18 protein-coding genes are annotated in these 16618 nt (G+C 71.6%); 8 read left to right on the top strand and 10 right to left on the bottom strand.

The window, feature by feature from the left end; all coding sequences use genetic code 11:
* Positions 1-5: 5 nt before the first annotated feature.
* Positions 6-1172 carry a tetratricopeptide repeat protein gene (locus tag HNQ07_RS07485; protein WP_184110337.1) on the bottom strand — a complete coding sequence of 389 codons (1167 nt, stop codon included), beginning with the start codon at positions 1170-1172 and terminating at the stop codon, positions 6-8.
* A 111-nt stretch (positions 1173-1283) separates the two neighbouring features.
* Between HNQ07_RS07485 and def the strand changes: the two genes are divergently transcribed.
* Genes def through HNQ07_RS07470 form a run of 3 tightly spaced genes read left to right on the top strand, consistent with a single transcriptional unit; the run spans position 1284 to position 3521 of the window.
* Entirely contained in the window at positions 1284-1940 is a 657-nt protein-coding gene (gene def, locus HNQ07_RS07480; protein WP_229831902.1) for a peptide deformylase, read from the top strand.
* Positions 1937-2890, top strand: a complete 954-nt coding sequence (gene fmt / locus HNQ07_RS07475; RefSeq protein ID WP_184110336.1) for a methionyl-tRNA formyltransferase — start codon at positions 1937-1939, stop codon at positions 2888-2890. Before def ends, fmt begins: the two co-directional genes overlap by 4 nt.
* Before the next feature lie 16 nt (positions 2891-2906).
* On the top strand, positions 2907-3521 hold the full coding sequence (locus tag HNQ07_RS07470; RefSeq protein WP_184110335.1) for a hypothetical protein: 615 nt from the start codon (positions 2907-2909) through the stop codon (positions 3519-3521).
* A 7-nt stretch (positions 3522-3528) separates the two neighbouring features.
* On the opposite strand, the gene HNQ07_RS07465 is transcribed toward HNQ07_RS07470, so the two are convergent.
* From HNQ07_RS07465 to HNQ07_RS07440, 6 genes are all read right to left on the bottom strand, one after another.
* Positions 3529-4254: a monofunctional DNA glycosylase gene (locus HNQ07_RS07465; RefSeq protein WP_229831903.1), complete on the bottom strand. Its 726-nt coding sequence runs from the start codon at positions 4252-4254 to the stop codon at positions 3529-3531.
* A 3-nt stretch (positions 4255-4257) separates the two neighbouring features.
* Positions 4258-4434, bottom strand: coding sequence for a hypothetical protein (locus HNQ07_RS07460; RefSeq protein ID WP_184110334.1), 177 nt, complete (start codon positions 4432-4434; stop codon positions 4258-4260).
* Positions 4435-4739: 305 nt separating this feature from the next.
* Positions 4740-5270, bottom strand: coding sequence for a macro domain-containing protein (locus HNQ07_RS07455; RefSeq protein ID WP_184110333.1), 531 nt, complete (start codon positions 5268-5270; stop codon positions 4740-4742).
* A 10-nt stretch (positions 5271-5280) separates the two neighbouring features.
* Positions 5281-5991 (bottom strand): guanylate kinase, encoded by a 711-nt coding sequence (gene gmk, locus HNQ07_RS07450; protein ID WP_184110889.1) that lies wholly within the window; start codon positions 5989-5991, stop codon positions 5281-5283.
* 81 nt (positions 5992-6072) lie between these two features.
* The gene (locus HNQ07_RS07445) at positions 6073-6507 is read right to left on the bottom strand and encodes a hypothetical protein (protein ID WP_184110332.1); all 435 of its coding nucleotides are present in this window, start codon (positions 6505-6507) and stop codon (positions 6073-6075) included.
* A 351-nt stretch (positions 6508-6858) separates the two neighbouring features.
* On the bottom strand, positions 6859-7152 hold the full coding sequence (locus HNQ07_RS07440; protein ID WP_184110331.1) for an Lrp/AsnC ligand binding domain-containing protein: 294 nt from the start codon (positions 7150-7152) through the stop codon (positions 6859-6861).
* Positions 7153-7253: 101 nt separating this feature from the next.
* On the opposite strand from HNQ07_RS07440, the gene ahbA reads away from it, so the two are divergent.
* The gene (ahbA, locus tag HNQ07_RS07435; protein ID WP_184110330.1) at positions 7254-8315 is read left to right on the top strand and encodes a siroheme decarboxylase subunit alpha; all 1062 of its coding nucleotides are present in this window, start codon (positions 7254-7256) and stop codon (positions 8313-8315) included.
* A 63-nt stretch (positions 8316-8378) separates the two neighbouring features.
* Here ahbA and HNQ07_RS07430 read toward each other — a convergent pair whose 3' ends face one another.
* Positions 8379-9914 carry an E3 binding domain-containing protein gene (locus HNQ07_RS07430; protein ID WP_184110329.1) on the bottom strand — a complete coding sequence of 512 codons (1536 nt, stop codon included), beginning with the start codon at positions 9912-9914 and terminating at the stop codon, positions 8379-8381.
* A gap of 234 nt (positions 9915-10148) precedes the next feature.
* Here HNQ07_RS07430 and HNQ07_RS07425 point away from each other — a divergent pair, with 234 nt between their 5' ends.
* From HNQ07_RS07425 to csaB, 4 genes are all read left to right on the top strand, one after another.
* Entirely contained in the window at positions 10149-11180 is a 1032-nt protein-coding gene (locus HNQ07_RS07425; RefSeq protein ID WP_184110887.1) for a Glu/Leu/Phe/Val dehydrogenase family protein, read from the top strand.
* On the top strand, positions 11177-11809 hold the full coding sequence (gene udk, locus HNQ07_RS07420) for a uridine kinase (RefSeq protein ID WP_184110328.1): 633 nt from the start codon (positions 11177-11179) through the stop codon (positions 11807-11809). The genes HNQ07_RS07425 and udk overlap by 4 nt, the downstream gene beginning before the upstream one ends.
* Before the next feature lie 132 nt (positions 11810-11941).
* Entirely contained in the window at positions 11942-13801 is a 1860-nt protein-coding gene (locus tag HNQ07_RS07415) for a DUF5693 family protein (RefSeq protein WP_373297973.1), read from the top strand.
* Entirely contained in the window at positions 13798-14769 is a 972-nt protein-coding gene (gene csaB, locus HNQ07_RS07410) for a polysaccharide pyruvyl transferase CsaB (protein ID WP_184110327.1), read from the top strand. Before HNQ07_RS07415 ends, csaB begins: the two co-directional genes overlap by 4 nt.
* A 51-nt stretch (positions 14770-14820) precedes the next feature.
* On the opposite strand, the gene HNQ07_RS07405 is transcribed toward csaB, so the two are convergent.
* The gene (locus HNQ07_RS07405) at positions 14821-15402 is read right to left on the bottom strand and encodes a DUF2231 domain-containing protein (RefSeq protein ID WP_184110326.1); all 582 of its coding nucleotides are present in this window, start codon (positions 15400-15402) and stop codon (positions 14821-14823) included.
* A gap of 81 nt (positions 15403-15483) precedes the next feature.
* Positions 15484-16452 (bottom strand): CobW family GTP-binding protein, encoded by a 969-nt coding sequence (locus HNQ07_RS07400; RefSeq protein WP_184110325.1) that lies wholly within the window; start codon positions 16450-16452, stop codon positions 15484-15486.
* Positions 16453-16618 lie beyond the last annotated feature (166 nt).

Raw genomic sequence — 16618 nt, 5'->3', positions numbered from 1 at the left:
CGCGCCTACTTACCGGCCTGGGCGAGACGCAGGTAATACGCGCTGGACTTGTCGTTCGGGTCGAGGGCGACCGCCTTGCCGTAGGCCTCCACCGCGCCGGGGTAGTCCTTCGCCTCGTATCGCACGCGGCCCAGCCAGGACCAGGCCTTGGCGTACTGGGGGTTCTGAGTCGCCGCGTCCTGGAAGCCGGTGGCGGCCGCCGTCTTGTCACCCGCCGTGTATTTCGCGTACGCGGCGCGGAAGGCCTGCACCGCGCCGAGGCCGTACTGCGCCGCCTCCTGCGCCAGGGCGAGGTTGTACTTGTCCGCGGCGCTCGCGCCGGGCAGGGCGGCGGCCCCCTGGAAGGCGGCCAGGGCGGCGGGCGCGTCGTTCAGGTCCAGCGCCAGGCGGCCGGCCTCGCGCCACGCCTCGGTGAAGTTCGGGGCGTTGCGGGCGGCCTCCTGGAAACCGGCAAGGGCCTCGGGCTTGCGGCCGTTGTCGCGGTCGCCGTACGCGCGGCTGAAGGCGCGGACGGCCGCGGGGCCGTAGCGCCCGGCGCCCTGGGCCAGTCCACGGAAGTACGACAGCGTCTTGTCGGCCGGGGCGAGGGCCAGCGCGCGGTCGTACAGCGCGGTCGCCTGGGTGTAGTTGCCGCCCTCGAGCGCGGTGCGGGCGCTCCACGTGAGGCACGGCAGGTTCTGCGGGTCGTACTCCAGGCAGGTCTTGAAGGCGGCGGCGGCCTGCGCGGGCTGGTTCAGGGTGTACGCGCTGTACCCCAGGTTGTACTGCACGGTCGCGGCGGCCTTCACGTCGTCCCCGCCGGGCGTGGGGGCCTGCACCACGAACAGGGCGTTCCACGCGCGCTCGGCCTGCTTCCAGAAACTGACCTCGGTGTAGATCTGAGCGCGCAGGCGCAGGTACTCGGTGTTCTGCGGGGCGGCGGCCACGGCAGCCTCGGCGGCGGCGGCGGCCTGTTTCCACAGCGTCTGGTCGATGTTCGCGCTGCCCTTGGGGTACGCGGCGCGCGCCTGCTGCGCCAGGGTGCGGGCCTGCGACGCGGCGGTGGCGGCGTCGGGACTGGGTGCGGGCGTGGCGGCCGGGTCCGGCGGGGCGGGCGTGGTGCTCTGGGCGGCGGCGGCCGGGGCGAGGAGCAGAGCGGCGGTCACGAGCAGGGCAAGGCGGGCTGTGGGCATCGGTGTCCTCCTGATGTGCTTCGACCCTACGGGGGCGCCGTGCGGCGGACGTGAGAATGGCGCGAAGGCTCCTGGGCGTTCCGGTCGGGGTCTGGTAAAACTGGGGACAGTGTGAGTGACCCTGCCCCCCGCGTGTATCCGCTGCGCCTGTACGGTGATCCCGTGCTGCGCCGCAAAGCCAAGCCCCTGCGCGTGACCGACACGCTGACCGTACCCGGGTTCGGCCCGCAGGAGGTGCGTCAGGTGGCTCAGACCATGCTGGAGACGATGTTCGAGGCGCGCGGCGTGGGTCTGGCCGCGCCGCAGATCGGGCTGCCAGTGCGGATGTTCGTCGCCGTGGAGTACGAGGACGACGAGGAAGAGAACGAGGGCCAGGAGCGGCCGCTGCGCTCGCGGGTGCTGCGGGACTTCGTGATGATCAATCCGGTGCTGAAGGTCATCGACAAGAAGAAGGACAAGTCGTATCAGGAGGGCTGCCTGAGCATTCCCGGCATCTACGAGGAAGGAGTGGCGCGCGCCCGGGCGGTGCAGGTCAGCTACACCGACCTGGACGGCGCAGCCAGGGTGCTGGAGGCCGACGATTACCTGGCGCGGGTGTTCCAGCACGAGACCGACCACCTGGACGGCGTGCTGTTCCTCGACCGCCTGCCCGCCGAGGTCACGGAGGACTACCGCAAGGAACTGCTGGCCATCCAGCAGAAGTCCAAGGCGTTCCTGAACGAACTCGTGCGGCGCGAGCAGGCGCACAGCGTCGAAGAGAACCTTTGACCGCCCCGCGCCCGACGGTCGCGTTCTTCGGGTCGCCCGCCTTCGCGCTGCCGGTGCTGGACGCGGTCCGCGCGGCCTTCGAGGTGGTGCTGGTCGTGGCGCAGCCGGACAAGCCGGTGGGCCGCGGCCTGAAGCTCACGCCGCCGCCCGTCGCGGCGCACGCGGCGGCGCTCGGCCTGCCCCTGGCCCAGCCGCGGAAGCTGCGCGGCAACGTGGCGTTCGAGGCCACCCTGCGGGACTGCGGCGCGGACGTGGCCGTGACCTGCGCCTACGGCAAGATCCTGCCGGCGTCCCTGCTGGCCGTGCCGGAGTACGGCTTCCTGAACACGCACACCAGCCTGCTGCCCGCGTACCGGGGCGCCGCGCCGATCCAGTGGGCGCTGATCGGCGGCGAGACGGTCACCGGGACGACCATCATGCAGACCGATCCCGGCATGGACACCGGCCCGATCCTCTTGCAGGAGGAACTGCCCATCGACCCCGCGTGGACGAGCGTGGAACTCGCGGACGCGCTGGGCGTTCAGGCTGCGCGCCTGATCGTGGACGCCCTGTCGCGGCTGGATGCCCTGACGCCCACCCCGCAGGACGACGCGCGGGCCACCCACGCGCCCATGCTGGTCAAGGAAGACGGGTTCGTGCGCTGGACCGACAGCGCACCGCAGATCGTGAACCGCGCGCGGGGTGTGGCCGCGTGGCCGCAGACGACCGCATTCCTGAACGGCGCCCGACTGAAGCTGGGTGGGCTGGACGCCGTGGACGGCGCGGGCACCCCTGGCGAGGTGCTGCACGTGGACGACGCGGGCCTGACGGTGGCCGCCCGGAGCGGCGCCGTGCGCGTCCGAACCGTGCAGCCCGAGGCGCGCCGGGTGCAGCCCGCGCAGGTATGGGCCCAGGGGGCGGGCGTCACACCGGGCACGCGGCTGGATGTGTGGGAACCGGATCCGACCTGAGCCCGTACCAGGCCCCATGCCCCTTTCCTTCCCCCTGACACTGGATTTCCGGTTCAGCCTGCTCACCGAACTGCGCGTCCACGACGCCCACGACACGCTGGTCGCGGTGGTGAAGGAGAAGACCTTCAGCGTCCGCGACGAGGTGCGCGTCTACGCCGACGAGGCCCGCCGCACGCAGACGCACACCATGAAGGCGCGTGGTCTGCTCGCCGGAGCGCTCGACTGGAAGGCGCAGCGCTTCATCACCCGAGCGGACGGCGCGGCCGTCGGGTCACTGCGCGCCCAGGGTCTGCGGACGCTGTGGGGCGCAGCCTACGACCTGCTGGGCCCGGCGGACGAGGTGCGCTTCACCGTCCGCGACGACCATCCGTGGCTGGGCGTGATCGAGGGGCTGCTGGACGTCATTCCGTTCGTCGGGGACTTCATCGCCATGGGCTTCGACTATCTGGTGAATCCCACGTACACCGTCACGGACGGGGCCGGGCAGCCCGCGTACCGGGTGCACAAGAAGCGCTCGGTCTTCTCGCGGCGCTTCACCATTGAGGAACTGTCGCCCCGGCAGGACGCCGACGACGAACTCGTGCTCCTGGGCCTGATCCAGCTCGTGCTGCGCGAACGCGAACGGGGCTGAGCGTTCCTCAGGCCTTCCAGCTCGGCACCCGGCCGTCGTAAACGGCGTAGGCGTCGCAGCGCTCCCGCAGCACGCACACGCCACATTTCGGGGCTGTCCACGAGCACACCCTCTGCCCGTGCCGCAGCAGGTTGACGTGCAGCTCGTACAGGAAGGGCGGATCGGGCGGGAGCAGCTTCAGCAGCGCGCGGTGCGCGGCCTGCTCGCCCATCTTCGGGATGGCGCCCACGCGGGTGGTGACGCGGTGGACGTGCGTGTCCACCGGGAACACCGGCCGCGCGTAGTTGAACAGCAACACCAAACTTGCGGTCTTGATCCCCACGCCGGGCAGGTCCGTCAGGAACTTCAGGGCGTCCTTGACCGGGAGCTCGCGCAGGAAATCCAGGTCGTAGCCGCCGGGCGAGTCGCGCAGGGCCACCAGGGCCTGCTGGATGCGCGGGGCCTTGCTCTCGGGGTAGTTGCTGCGGCGGATCGCGTGAGCGACCGTCTCCACCGGCGCGGCGATGATCGCGTCCCAGTCGCCCAGCCCGCGCAGCTCGTGGTACGCGGCCTCCTCGTCGGCGTGGGTGGTGCGCTGCGACAGGATGGTGCTGACCAGCTCGTGCATCGGGTCACGGCGCGGAGACAGCGGCCGCTCGCCGTACTCGGGGCGCAGCGTGTTCTTCACCCACACGAGCAGGTCGGCCCGCTCCGGCTCCGGGCGGGCCACGTTCAGCGCCACGTCGGCCGTCACGCCTCAGTGCCCGGTCTGGGTGTCCTCGACCTCGTCGCGGCCGCCCTCGGCCGGTTCCGATTTCGCGGCGGGGTCGATGTTCGGGTCCTTGCCGCGGTCCGCCTCGGGGATGGGCCGGCTCTGCCCCTCGGCGGGCGAGGTATTGGCGGGATCATAGCCGGTCTTCTGGTCGTCGCTCATGGCTCCAGCTTGCGCGCGGGGAGCGTGCGGTGGATGGTGGCCATCTCAGGACGCCTTAACGCTGACGCCGGAGACCCAAAAGAAAAAACCCGCCCTCTTCGGCGGTGATAGGGAAAAGATAGCGTGGAATGCGGGCGATGTCAATGTCATGCAGGGAACGCAGAAAACAGCGTTCTGGACAGCTTCGCGGCGGCTCCGTCCGAAAGGGGGCTGCATACATGGGCGGCCGGAGGTCATGGCACAAAAAAATCCGCCCTTCCGGGCGGTGATGCAAAGAAGATAGCGCGATATGCGCTCCCGTCAACTTATGCACCCGGACCGGAGTCCAGCCGTACCAGCGCGCGCTCAAAGACGTTCAGCGTGCCGCGGTCATACAGCACGACGCGGATGTCCAGTTCCGGATGCTCGGCCACGGCGGCGCGCAGGGTGCGCAGGGTCACGTCGGCCGCCCGCTCCAGCGGGTAGCCGTACACGCCGGTGCTGATCGCCGGGAAGGCGATGGAGTGGTGGCCGGCCTGCACGGCGAGTTCCACGCTGCGGCGGTACGCGCCCGCCAGCAGATCGGCCTCGCCGGCGTGTCCACCGCGCCAGATCGGCCCGACCGCGTGGACCACGGCCCGCACGCCCTGACGCTCCAGCCCGAACGCCGGGGTGAGCACGGCCGTGCCGGTGGGCGTTCCGCCCAGCGCGCGGATGGCGCGCAGCAGGTCCGGCCCGGCGGCGCGGTGGATCACGCCGTCCACGCCCCCGCCCCCTGCAAGCTGCGCGTTGGCGGCCGTGACGATCACGTCTGCGCGCTGCGCGGCGATGTCGCCCTGCATCAGGGTCAGCGGCACGGCCGGGGCCTCAGGACTCCACGACGCGGTGCAGGTCAGCGTCGCTCAGGGCGTAGGAGCGCAGCGTGTCCGCCCGCAGGCGCGCGGCGCGGTCTTCGGCCGTCCACTCGTTCTCCGGGACCTGCCGGGCGCGTTCGGCCACCTGAATGGCGTGCAGGCCCTCCACGGCCTTGTCGAGATCGTCGTTCACGACCACGTAGCGGAACTCGTGCGCCTCGCGGATCTCCTCGCGGGCCCGCGCGAGGCGTTTCTCGATGCGCTCGGGCGTCTCGGTGGCGCGGCCCTCCAGGCGGCGGCGCAGTTCGGTCAGGCTGGGCGGCATGATGAACACCAGGATGGCCTCGTCGCCCATGCGCGCCTTGACCTGCATCGCGCCCTCGACCTCGATCTCCAGCACCACGTCCTGCCCGCGGCTCAGGGCCGCCTCGATCGGCTCGATGGGCGTGCCGTAGCGGTTCCCGACAAAGGACGCATGCTCCAGGAAGCCGTCGGCCAGCGCCTTGGCCTCGAAGGCCTCCGGAGACACGAACACGTAGTCGAGGCCGTCGCGCTCGCCGGGCCGCGCTCCACGGGTGGTCCAGGACGTCGAGTAGAACACGTCCTGCCCGGCCAGCCACTGCTCGCGCAGGGTGCCCTTGCCCACGCCGGACGCGCCCGTCATGACGATCAGCAGGCCCCGGCGGGCGGTGTGGTGCAGCGGCGTGGTGGTCGGGTCGGACATCATTCCCGGAACAATACCCGCCCCGGCCGGAAATGAGAACAGGCGGAGCGGCGTCCACGCCACCCCGCCCGCCCGGCCCGCTTACTTGCGCTTGCCCTTGGTGGCGCCGCCCTTGGCACGGCTCTTGCCGAGGGCCTGGCCCTTGGTGTAGCTGGCCTGCATCTTCTTGCGGGTCTCGGCGGCCATCGCCCGGAAGTCCACCAGCCCGGCCTCGATGTTCTCCAGCGTGGGCTTGACGGTGCCGCCCCGGCGCGCGGCGGCCAGATCGCGGTTGGTCTGCTCGAACCACTTCTCGAACGCGGGCGTGGCGTCGAACAGCATCTCCTTGGCGTCGCGCTGGTACGTGCCCTCGGCGCCGCGGCGGCTGAACTGCTTGGGCAGCGTGAAGCGTTCGGGCATGTAGGCCGCCTCGAACTGCCCGTCACGCACCGCGTCGCGGAACAGTTTCACGAACGAATCACTGCGTTGGGTATTGCTGAGTTTATGCACCTGCTCACTGAGTTTCCGGTACGCCATGTTGTCCATCCTCCGTAGCAGAGTATGGTCACATGGCGCGGCGTCTGTAAAGAGAGGGCTCCGGAAAGCGAGAAGTCCCGGCCGCTTTGATGCGCACTTCACGTCTTCCGCACGGATCATGGTGAATGCGCGTGTCCCCCTCCACAACTGCGCCGGACCTGACTGGAACGGCCATCTTCTAGTGGCATGGGACCATGACCCATAACACGCCGCGCCCTGTGCCCACACCATGCTGTCTGGGTGGGATCACACGGAATCTGGGCCGGCTCTAGGAACAACGGCTGGCCCCTTTCGTTCGGCCGCTCTGTCCGTGCGTTCCTCCACCGGATCGGGCGGAGACGCGCCCCGCGCTTACGGCTGCTGGCCCTCGTCGAGCCCCACGCCGAAGCCCTGGTCCAGCAGGTCCTCGCTGTACGTGCGGAACGCCAGCATGGTCTGCGTGCGGGCGATGCCCGGCACCCGGCGCAGCCCGCCGGTCACGACGTCGTCCAGGTCCTCGTAGCGGGACAGTTTCAGGATGGCGACGATGTCCCACTCGCCGGTCACGGAGTACACCTCGCGGACGCCCGAGACGCCGGCCAGGGCCTCGGCCGTCTCCTGGATGCTGTGGCGTTCGGCCTGAACCATCACGATCGCGGTCACCATGCGCTCCATTGTGCGCCGCGCGCCGGGTGGTCGGCGCCGCGCCGGTCTGACCGTTCGTTCGGGGACGTTCTGCCGCGCTCAGGGGGCGTATGGTGCGGAGCATGACCGCCACCGTTCCGCCCGCTCCGCTCAGTCCACCCACGCCGCGCGAGCAGCTCCTGAACCGCATCCAGCGCGACATTCCGATCGTGCGGCGTCCCTACGCCGTGCTGGCCCGCGAGGTCGGCCTGACGGAGCACGAGGCGCTGGAGATCCTGCGCGAGGTCAAGCAGGAGGGCGTGCTGCGGCAGGTGAGCGCCATCTTCGATACGCGCACCCTGGGCTACCAGAGCAGCCTGGTGGCCGCCGTGTACGGCAAGGACGAGCTGGACGCCGGTGCCGAGATCGTGAACGGGCACCCCGGCGTGAGCCACAACTACCGCCGCAACCACGATTTCAACCTGTGGTACACGATTGCCGTGCCGCCCGAGAGCGACCTGGAAGCGCACGTCCAGAAGCTGCACGAGCTGAGCGGCGCCACCCTCACGCGCCTGATGCCCACCCTGCACCTGTTCAAGATCGGGGTGGAGTTCGACATGACCGGCACCGAGGACTGGAACGCCAAGGCCACGCCGCAGTACACCAGCGCGCAGCGCAACATCGGCTACGCCGTGACGGACCTCGACCGGGCCTTTGTGGTGGAGTTCCAGAAGGACCTGCCCGTGACCGAGGAGCCCTACGCGGACGCCTGCGCCGCCCTGGGCCTGGACATCGACGAGGTCGCCGCGCACGCCGAGAAGATGAAGGCGGCCGGCGCCCTGCGGCGCGTGTCGGCGGTGTTCCGCCACCAGAAGGCGGGCTTCACCTTCAACGCCATGGGCGTGTGGGCGGTGCCGCAGGACGATGTCGCGGCTGTCGGGCGCAAGATGGCGGAATTCAAGGCCGTGTCGCACTGTTACCTGCGGCCCACGTACCCGGAGTGGCCTTACACGATCTTCACCATGGTGCACGGCCGCAGCAAGGACGAGGCCTTCGGCAAGATCCGCGCCATCGAGGACGAGGTCGCGCCCGGCGTAAACCACGCCATCCTGTACTCGACCAAGGAGTACAAGAAGATCCGGCTGGAGTTCTACAAGCCCGAATTCTACGCGTGGGCCAGGGAGCACCTCGGCACCGACGCCTGAGCTAGGGCACGCGGCGAAGCGGGGCACCCGACCTGGGTGCCCCGCTCGCCGTGACGCGCGGAATTACAGCAGCAGCAGGACGGGCTGGCCGAGGGTCTGCGCGACCGCCGTCAGGAACGCGGCGCCGCGGGCGGCGTCCACATCGCCGTTGAGGCTCAGGGCGGCGCGGCCGTCCTGCACGCGGCCCAACGACAGCGTGGTGGTCTGGGGGAAGTGCAGGTCGTCCAGGTCGTGCGCGCCGGCGTCCACGATCAGCAGGTCCGGCGTGCCCTCGTACGCATAGGCGGCGGCGTCCGCCGCGGCGCGCAGGGTGTCGCCGGCGACGCTGCGGGCGCCGTCCTGGCCGTGCAGGGCGACGGTGGTCAGGCCCAGGTCGGCCGCGTGGCGCTGCGCGGCGCGGGCGACCAGCAGGCCCAGCGGCAGCTCCCGCCCGAGCGCGGCGACGAGCTGGCCGTGCAGGTCGCTCAGCGCGCCCACGTCGCTGTCGCGGCGCAGGTACGTGCCGAACCACACCGCGTTCCCGGTGGGCTGGGCGGCGGCGTGCTCCGGCGCGGCCGGCACGGCGACCGGCGCCGCGTCCAGGGTGGGAACAACGTCGGGCGCGGCCACTTCGGGCTGGGGCTCGGGGTCCGGCGCGGCGGCCACCGGTTCGGGCTCGGGTGCCGGCGCCTCGATGTGGGGCGCCGCGACCAGGGCAGGCTCGTCGGCCGCGACCGCGGGGAGGATGTCGGGCGCGGGAACGTGGTGAGCGGGCGCCGGTTCGGCCGCTGCGGGCATGGGCGCCGGGACGCCGGTGTCCAGCTCGGGACCGCTGTGGTCCTCGGTGGTGTCCATGGGCGGCGAGACGGCCGGGCTGGCGACGGGCACCGGGGCGGGGGCCGGTGCCGGGGCAGCCGGGGTGGGCTGCTGGTACAGGCGCGACAGCAGGCCGCCCAGGCCCACGGAGGGCGCGGCCAGCGCGGGTTCGGCTGCCACCGGCGCAGCGGGCACCGGGGCCGCCACGGCGGGGGCCGGCACGGCGGGGGCCGGCACGGACGCGACCGGCGCATCGAAGTGGAAGGCCGGGGCGCTGACGGCGGGCGCCGCGACGTCCGGCACCTGCACGGCGGGCACCTCGACGGTCGGGACGGCGGCCGGGGCCGCCGGCGTGGCCGCGCTCCACTCCCACCCGCCCAGCGAGGGCGTGGCGGGCACGGCGGGCGGCGCCGGCACCGGAGCGCTGGGCTCGGCGTCGTCCAGCTCGAATTCCAGATCGTCGTCCAGCGCGGCGGGCGCGGTGGCCGGCACCTCGGGCGAGGGCGGCGTCACCGGGGCCTTGCCGAGCAGCGCGGTGAGGTCGGCCTCCACACCGGCACGGGCCATCTGATCGGCGCTGACCCCGCTCAGGTCCGGCATGCTGTTCACGTCGCCGTTCCAGTCGGGCGGCGGCAGGTCGACCGGGGTGGCGGGCGGCTCTTCCTCTCCGCTCATGATGCGCGACAGGTAATTCAGGATGTCCTGCTCCACGATCATGCCACCGTCACCGGTGCCCTTGAGCTGCTGCCAGTCAATCCCGTTCGCCTCAGCCAGAATCTTGGCCAGCGGAGCAATCCGTTCCATACCTGTTCCCCTTTGTCGCGCCCGATGGTGAGTGTGACGTCATTGTACTCGTGGATGGCGTGGGCGCCGGGCCGCTGCTGGGGCGCCGGGCACGGCCGTGTCCACGGTCAGCGTGCCGGGCGGGGTCTGACAGCGTTCTTTCAGGGCGCGGCCCGGATGTGACGGTGCTGACGGACCGGGCGGTGGTAGCCTGCGGCGTTTCGCCCCGCCGCGGCGTGGGCGACAGGAGCCATGATGTTGATACTCGAGGAGATGCAGTCGCGCGGGCACGAGTCCCTGTCGCTGCTGAACCACGCCCCCAGCGGCCTGCGGGCCGCGCTGGCGGTGCATTCCACGGTGCTGGGCCCGGCCATCGCGGGCGTGCGGCTGCGCGAGCAGGACGAGCAGCTCGCCGTGCGCGGCGCTCTGGCGCTCTCGGAGAGCCTGACCCTCAAGACCGCGCTCGCGGGCCTGAACTACGGCGGGGGCGCGTGCGTGCTGCTGATGCCGGAGGCCGGCGTGGACGACCCGCACGCGCGCGAGGCGCTGTTCCGCGCGCTGGGCCGGCAGTTGCGGCCCCTGGCGAGCCGGGTGGTGCTCACCGAGGACATCGGCGTGACGCCCGCCGACATCGCCTTCGTGGCGCAGGAAACGCCGGCCACGCTGGGCATGAACACCGACACCAGCGCCGTGACCGGCTACGGCGTGTACCGCGGCATGAAGGCCGCCGCGCGCTTCGCGCTGGGTTCCGAGAGCCTGCGCGGGGTGCGCGTGGCGATCCTGGGGGTGGGCGCGGTGGGCCGGACGCTCGCGCAGTACCTGCACCGCGAGGGCGCGAAGCTGACCGTTGCGGACGCCCGGCTGGAGAAGGCCGAGGCGCTGGCGGGCGAGCTGGACGGCACCCGCGCGGTGGGCTGCGACGCGCTGCTGGACGTGCCGTGCGACATCGTGTCGCCGTGCGCGTACGGGCACTCGATCCACAGCGTGGACGTGCCCCGGTTGCAGTGCCGCCTGATCGCGGGCGGCGAGCACCACCCGCTGACCCGGCGGGGCGAGGCCGCCGTGAAGGAGGCCGGCATCGTGTACATGCCGGACTTCGCGATCAACGCGGCCGGACTGATCGCCGCCGCGACCGGCGCGGACATGAACCACGCGGCCGAGCGGGTGTACCAGATCGTCACGCGGATCACACAGGTGGCCGAGCAGTACGACAAGGCCCCGCACCTCGTGGCGCGCCGCATGGCCGAGCGGCGCATCGACCTGATCGGCGGCCTGGGGCGCGTGTGAGTGCGCCCGGCGGGCACGGTCAGCCCTTCGTGATCGGCGTGGCGGGCGGCTCGGGCAGCGGCAAGACCACCGTGACGCGGCGCGTGATCGAGACGGTGGGCCGCGCGGGCGTGGCGGTGCTGAACCAGGACAACTACTACCGCGACCAGTCGGACATTCCCTTCGAGACGCGGCTGAAGACCAACTACGACCACCCGGCCGCCTTCGACTGGACGCTGCTGCGCGCCCACCTCGATGCCCTGCTGGCCGGCGTGCCCATCGACATGCCCGAGTACGACTTCACGAACCACACGCGCTCCCTGCAGAGCACCACGGTCCTGCCGGGCAGCGTGGTCGTGCTGGAGGGGTTCTTCGCGCTGTACGACGAGGCGCTGCGGGGCCGCATGCACCTGAAGGTGTTCGTGGACGCCGACGCGGACGTGCGCTTCATCAGACGGCTCCAGCGCGACACCCAGGAGCGCGGGCGCACGCCCGAGAGCGTGATCGCGCAGTACCTGGAGTTCGTGCGGCCCATGCACCTGAGTTTCGTGGAGCCCACCAAGCGCTACGCGGACGTGATCATCCCGCACGGCGGCATGAACGAGCCCGCGCTGGACATGCTCACCGCCCGCATCCGCGCCACGGTCTGAACCGCACGTCGCCTGGACTCCGCCACCTTTGGGCGGACGTGACCGGCGACGGCCGCCGGCTATCATGACCGGCTGGCGTGCCCGGCCCGCCTTCCATCTCCGCTCCGAGTTCTCGCCTTTAGGATGTGCCCTGTGACTGATCCCTCCACGCCCACCCGTCCGCCGGGAGCCCTGACGCCCGCCGGCCTGCCGACCGCGCCGCGTCATCCGTGGACGCCCGCGCTGCTGATCGTGATCGCCCTGTCGCTGATTCCGGCGCTGATCCTGGCCGTGCAGCGCGTGCAGTACGAGCAGGCGCAGAAGACCACCGCGCTGGTCATGGATTACCCGGCGCTGGTCACGCAGGCGCGGCGCTACGGCCTGGAGCCGCAGGCGCTGCTGGACAAGTACAAGGCGCTGGGCGTGAACGGCGTGGCGCTGTACGAGGACACGATTGCCAGCCTGGAGCAGCGCGGCGAGGTGTACCTGAAAAACGGCTCGGACCTGGCCGCCGACTTCCCGAACCAGGGCGTGAAGACCAACGCCGTGTACATGCGCGCCGCCACGCCGCAGATCGCCGAGGCGCTGAGAGCGCGCTACACCATTCCCACGCGGGACGTGACGGTGGACGGCAAGACCTGGGTGGAGTGGCCCAGCGATCCGCGTTACCTGCCCGCCGGGCCGGACACGCAGCGGGTGGCCGAGCTGAAGGCGCAGGGCCTGGTGCTGGTGTACCGCCCGTACCAGGACGAGGCGGTGCCCATCCAGAAGGTCGGCGCGGACTGGCCGGACGTGCCCTTCATCGCCTTTACCGGCGACGAGGTGATCGGGGCACGCACGCCGGACCTGCTCTCGCAGGTGGACAAGGCCATCGGCACGCGCATGCCCGCCATCATCGAGGGCAACATCCAGAAGGGCCTGGAGGACCTGGTCATCACCCACGGCGGCGCGCGGCTGTTCGCGCTGGCCCCCAGCTGGCAGAACCAGCTCGATCCGCTGGACGTGGCCAGCAAGTACAACCTGGCCGGACGCGAGCGCGGCATGCGCCTGATGTACCTCCGTCCCTACCCGACCATCGGCGAGACCGAGACGATGCTGACCCGCGCCTCGGAGCTGCTGAAGAAGTCCGGCGTGACGGTCGGCACGCCCACGGTGCAGTTCTTCACGCCCAGCCCGCTCCTGAAGGCCCTGAGCATGATCGGGCCGCTGGCGGCGCTGCTGCTGCTGGGCCTGAGCTTCCCGCTGGCGCGCCTGGGCATGATCGCGGCCGGCGTGACCGCCGTGCTGGCCTTCGGCCTGAACACCCTGCATCCCTTCGAGAGCGCGGCGCTGGTCGCGGCCGTGACCTTCCCGGCCCTGGGCCTGATCCTGCGCCGGGCCAGGGTCACGGACTGGTTCATCGCCACCGGCCTGAGCCTGGTGGGCGTGCTGTTCGTCTCGGCGCTGGGCGCGAGCCGCGAGAGCACGCTGGGCCTGGAACCCTTCCGCGGCGTGGGCCTGACGCTGCTGCTGCCGCTGACGCTGGTCGCGCTGAGCTTTCTGCCGCGCCAGGACATCCGCAAGACGCTGGGAGACATCTACGCCGCGCCGATCCGCCTGGGCGACGTGGCCGTGATGGCGCTCGGATTCGTGCTGCTCGCGACGGTGTATGAACGGCGCGGCAACGCGACCGGCGGCTCGGTCAGCGACTTCGAGGCCTCGCTGCGCCGCGACGTGCAGGACTCGATCATCCGGCCGCGCTTCAAGGAAGTCTTCGCTCACCCTCTGGGCCTGCTGGGCCTGACCGGCACGCTGCCCGGCTACTTCAGCGGCCTGCTGATCCTGGCGGGCGTGGTGGGCCAGTCGAGCATCCTGAACACCTTCAGCCACTTCCACACGCCGCTGCTGGTCAGCGCCGCGCGCTGCTTCATCGGGCTGGGCCTGGGCCTGGCGCTGGGCGTGGTCCTGACCGCCCTGCTGCGCTTCGTGCTGCGGGCGTGGGCCGCGCCCCAGCGGGCCCCCGTGCGCGCATGAGGGTCGCGGTCAGCGGGTACTACGGCTTCGGGAACACCGGGGACGAGGCGATCGCCCTGGCGATCACGCGGGAACTGAAGAAGCTGGGGCACACGCCCGTGCTGCTGTCGAACACCCCCGCCGAGAGCGCCGCGCTGTACGGCTGCGAGAGCGCCGCGCGCATGAGTCCGGGGCCGCTGCTGTGGGCGCTGCTGCGCTCGCCGGTGGTGCTGTCCGGCGGGGGCGGGCTGCTGCAGGACAAGACCAGCGCGCGCACCCTGGCGTATTACCTGGGCGTGATCCGCGCCGCGCGCGCGCTGGGCAAGCGCGTGGTGGTGTTCAACCAGAGTATCGGGCCGCTCACGCCCGCGGGCGGACGGAAGGTGGCCGGCGTCCTGCGCGGCCTGCGCGTGCTCGTGCGCGACCACGGCAGCCTGGACACCCTGGGCGCCCTGGACGTCCGCGCCGAGATCGGAGGCGACCCCGCGCTGCTGCTGGAACCCACGCCGGGCCTGCCGCGCGACGTGCACCGCGTGGTGATCGCGCCGCGCGGCGACGTGACCGACGCGACCGAGCGCCTGAAAGACGTCACGCGCCGCCTGCAGGCGAGCGGGCGCACCGTGACCGCCCTGAGCTTCATGCCGGACCACGACGACGCGGCCGCGCACGCCCTGGGCGCCGACGAGGTGATCAGCACCCGCGATCCGCAGCTGGCGCTCGACACCATCGCGCAGAGCGGGTACGTGATCGGGGTGCGGCTGCACGCCGTCATCCTGGCGGCCGCCGCCGGCACGCCCTTCAGCGCGGTCGCGTACGACCCCAAGGTGCAGGGCTTCGCGGACGACGCCGGCGCCCCCACGCACCCGACGGCGCTCGACGCCTCGGCTGTGAGCGATGAGGCGCTGCGCCGCGCCGCCCCCGACTGGAGCGCCATCGAGGACATGAAGCTCCGCGCGTCCGAGAGTTTCGCGCGCGCGCTGCGGCGCTAGGCCGTCCCGGCACGGCGTCACCGGCGAGCGTGCCCGGTGGCGCCGTCGCTCCTAGCCCTGCCGGTGCGCCAGCGTGCGCCCGACGCCCAGGCCGTGCCGGTACACGAGTTCCCCGCCCAGGAAACCGCCCGCCACGGCGAGACCCAGCGCCGCGCCCGACAGCGCCTTGCCCAGCCCGCGCCTTCCCCGGCGGCGCGCCACGAGCGAGCCGACGTTCAGCAGGAACGCCGTCTCGTTCAGCGCGCCGTGGATCAGGCCGGTGCGGCGGGCCTCGCCGCGCGTGTTACTCCAGTCGAGCCAGCCGGTCGCGATGGTGGGCACGGCGCCCAGCGTGCCCAGCGTCAGGGCCACATCGGCGGCGTGGTCGTTGGCGCCCGGCGACTTCGCGGGCAGGTGATCGAGCACCGCCGCGATCACCCAGCCGCCCAGCGGGAGGTGCACCAGCAGCGGATGGACCGGGTGCCCGACGCTCTCGCCGTGCAGCAGGTCGAGCACGGCGTCGGGCACCACAGCCTCGGCACCCTTCAGGAGCGTCTGGAGGGCGTCGGCCGCGGTCTCCAGCGCGTCATGGTTGCTCACGGCGTCCTCGACGACGTACGCGGGCGGCTGCTTGCGGGTGGGCAGGCTGAACATGACGGACCTCCTGTGCTGGAGTCACCCTAGACGCCGCGTTCCGCGCCGGTGTGGGAAGCGGGTTCAGACGGATTTAGACCCTCAGTCCGGGATGAGGTCGGCCGGGTCGGGAATCACGCACGCGTCCCAGCCGGCCTGGAACTCGGCGCGGTCCAGCCCGCGTCCGATCACCACGAGTTCCGAGGTGCCGTCGCCGGCGTCCCACGCGTCGGCCGTGAACAGGTCGCGCACCGCCTGGAACAGGATGCGCTGCGGGTACCCGTGCAGATCGAGGAAACCCTTGGCGCGCAGCACCTCGGCCGGGCGCGACAGCAGGAAGTCCGTCATGAAGCGCTGCCACGCGTAGGGGTCGAGCGGCCGCTCCGCGCGCAGCGTGAAGGCCTTCAGGCCCGGCGTGTGCACCGCGCGGTCGTCCACGCCGGCCAACACGCGCGGGTCGAAGTCGTCGCGGGCGAGCAGCGCGGCGGCGTCGATCTGCCCGCGCTCCACGCGCCGGATCTCTGCCAGCGGGTTCACGCCGCGCAGCACGTCCTCGGCGTGGTCCAGCAGCGCCGGATCGGCGAGGTCGGTCTTGTTCAGCACCACCACGTTCGCGTAGGCGAGCTGCCGCGCCGCCTCCGGGTGCTCGCGCAGGGTTTGCAGGGCGTATCTGGCGTCCACCACGGCCACCAGGGTGGTCACGCGGAAGGCCGCGCGCACCGAGCGCTCCAGCAGCGTGGTCAGCACCGGGGTCGGGTCGGCCACGCCCGACAGCTCCACCACCACGGCGTCGGGCCGGTGCTCGCGCATGGCGATGGTCACCAGCGCCCGCAGCAGGTCGTCCCGGCCGGTGCAGCACAGGCACCCGGCAGTCAGTTCGGTCACGTCGTCCTGCAGGCGCTCGATGAGGCTGCCGTCCACGCCCGCCTGCCCGAACTCGTTCACGATCACGCCCAGGCGGTGCGGCAGCGAGCGGATCACGTGGTTGACCAGCGTGGTCTTGCCGGCTCCCAGGAAGCCGCCCACGACGACCACGGGAATGCGCTGATCATGGGGCTCGGGCGCGGTCATGAGGGAAGGATAGTGGATGCAGGTGTTTACGACGCTGATCCGTGCAGAGGCATCCCGTACAGTCGTTCTGTGGATGACGCGGCGCTACGCTCCGAAGCTCAGACAATGACGTCTGCCATCCAAGATGGACAGCAGGTTTGGGTGAACTACGTTCTTCACGTCTGGG

It is taken from the genome of Deinococcus metalli, from assembly GCF_014201805.1.
GTDB classification, from domain to species: domain Bacteria; phylum Deinococcota; class Deinococci; order Deinococcales; family Deinococcaceae; genus Deinococcus; species Deinococcus metalli.
This window is presented reverse-complemented; position numbering and strand designations above follow the sequence as displayed.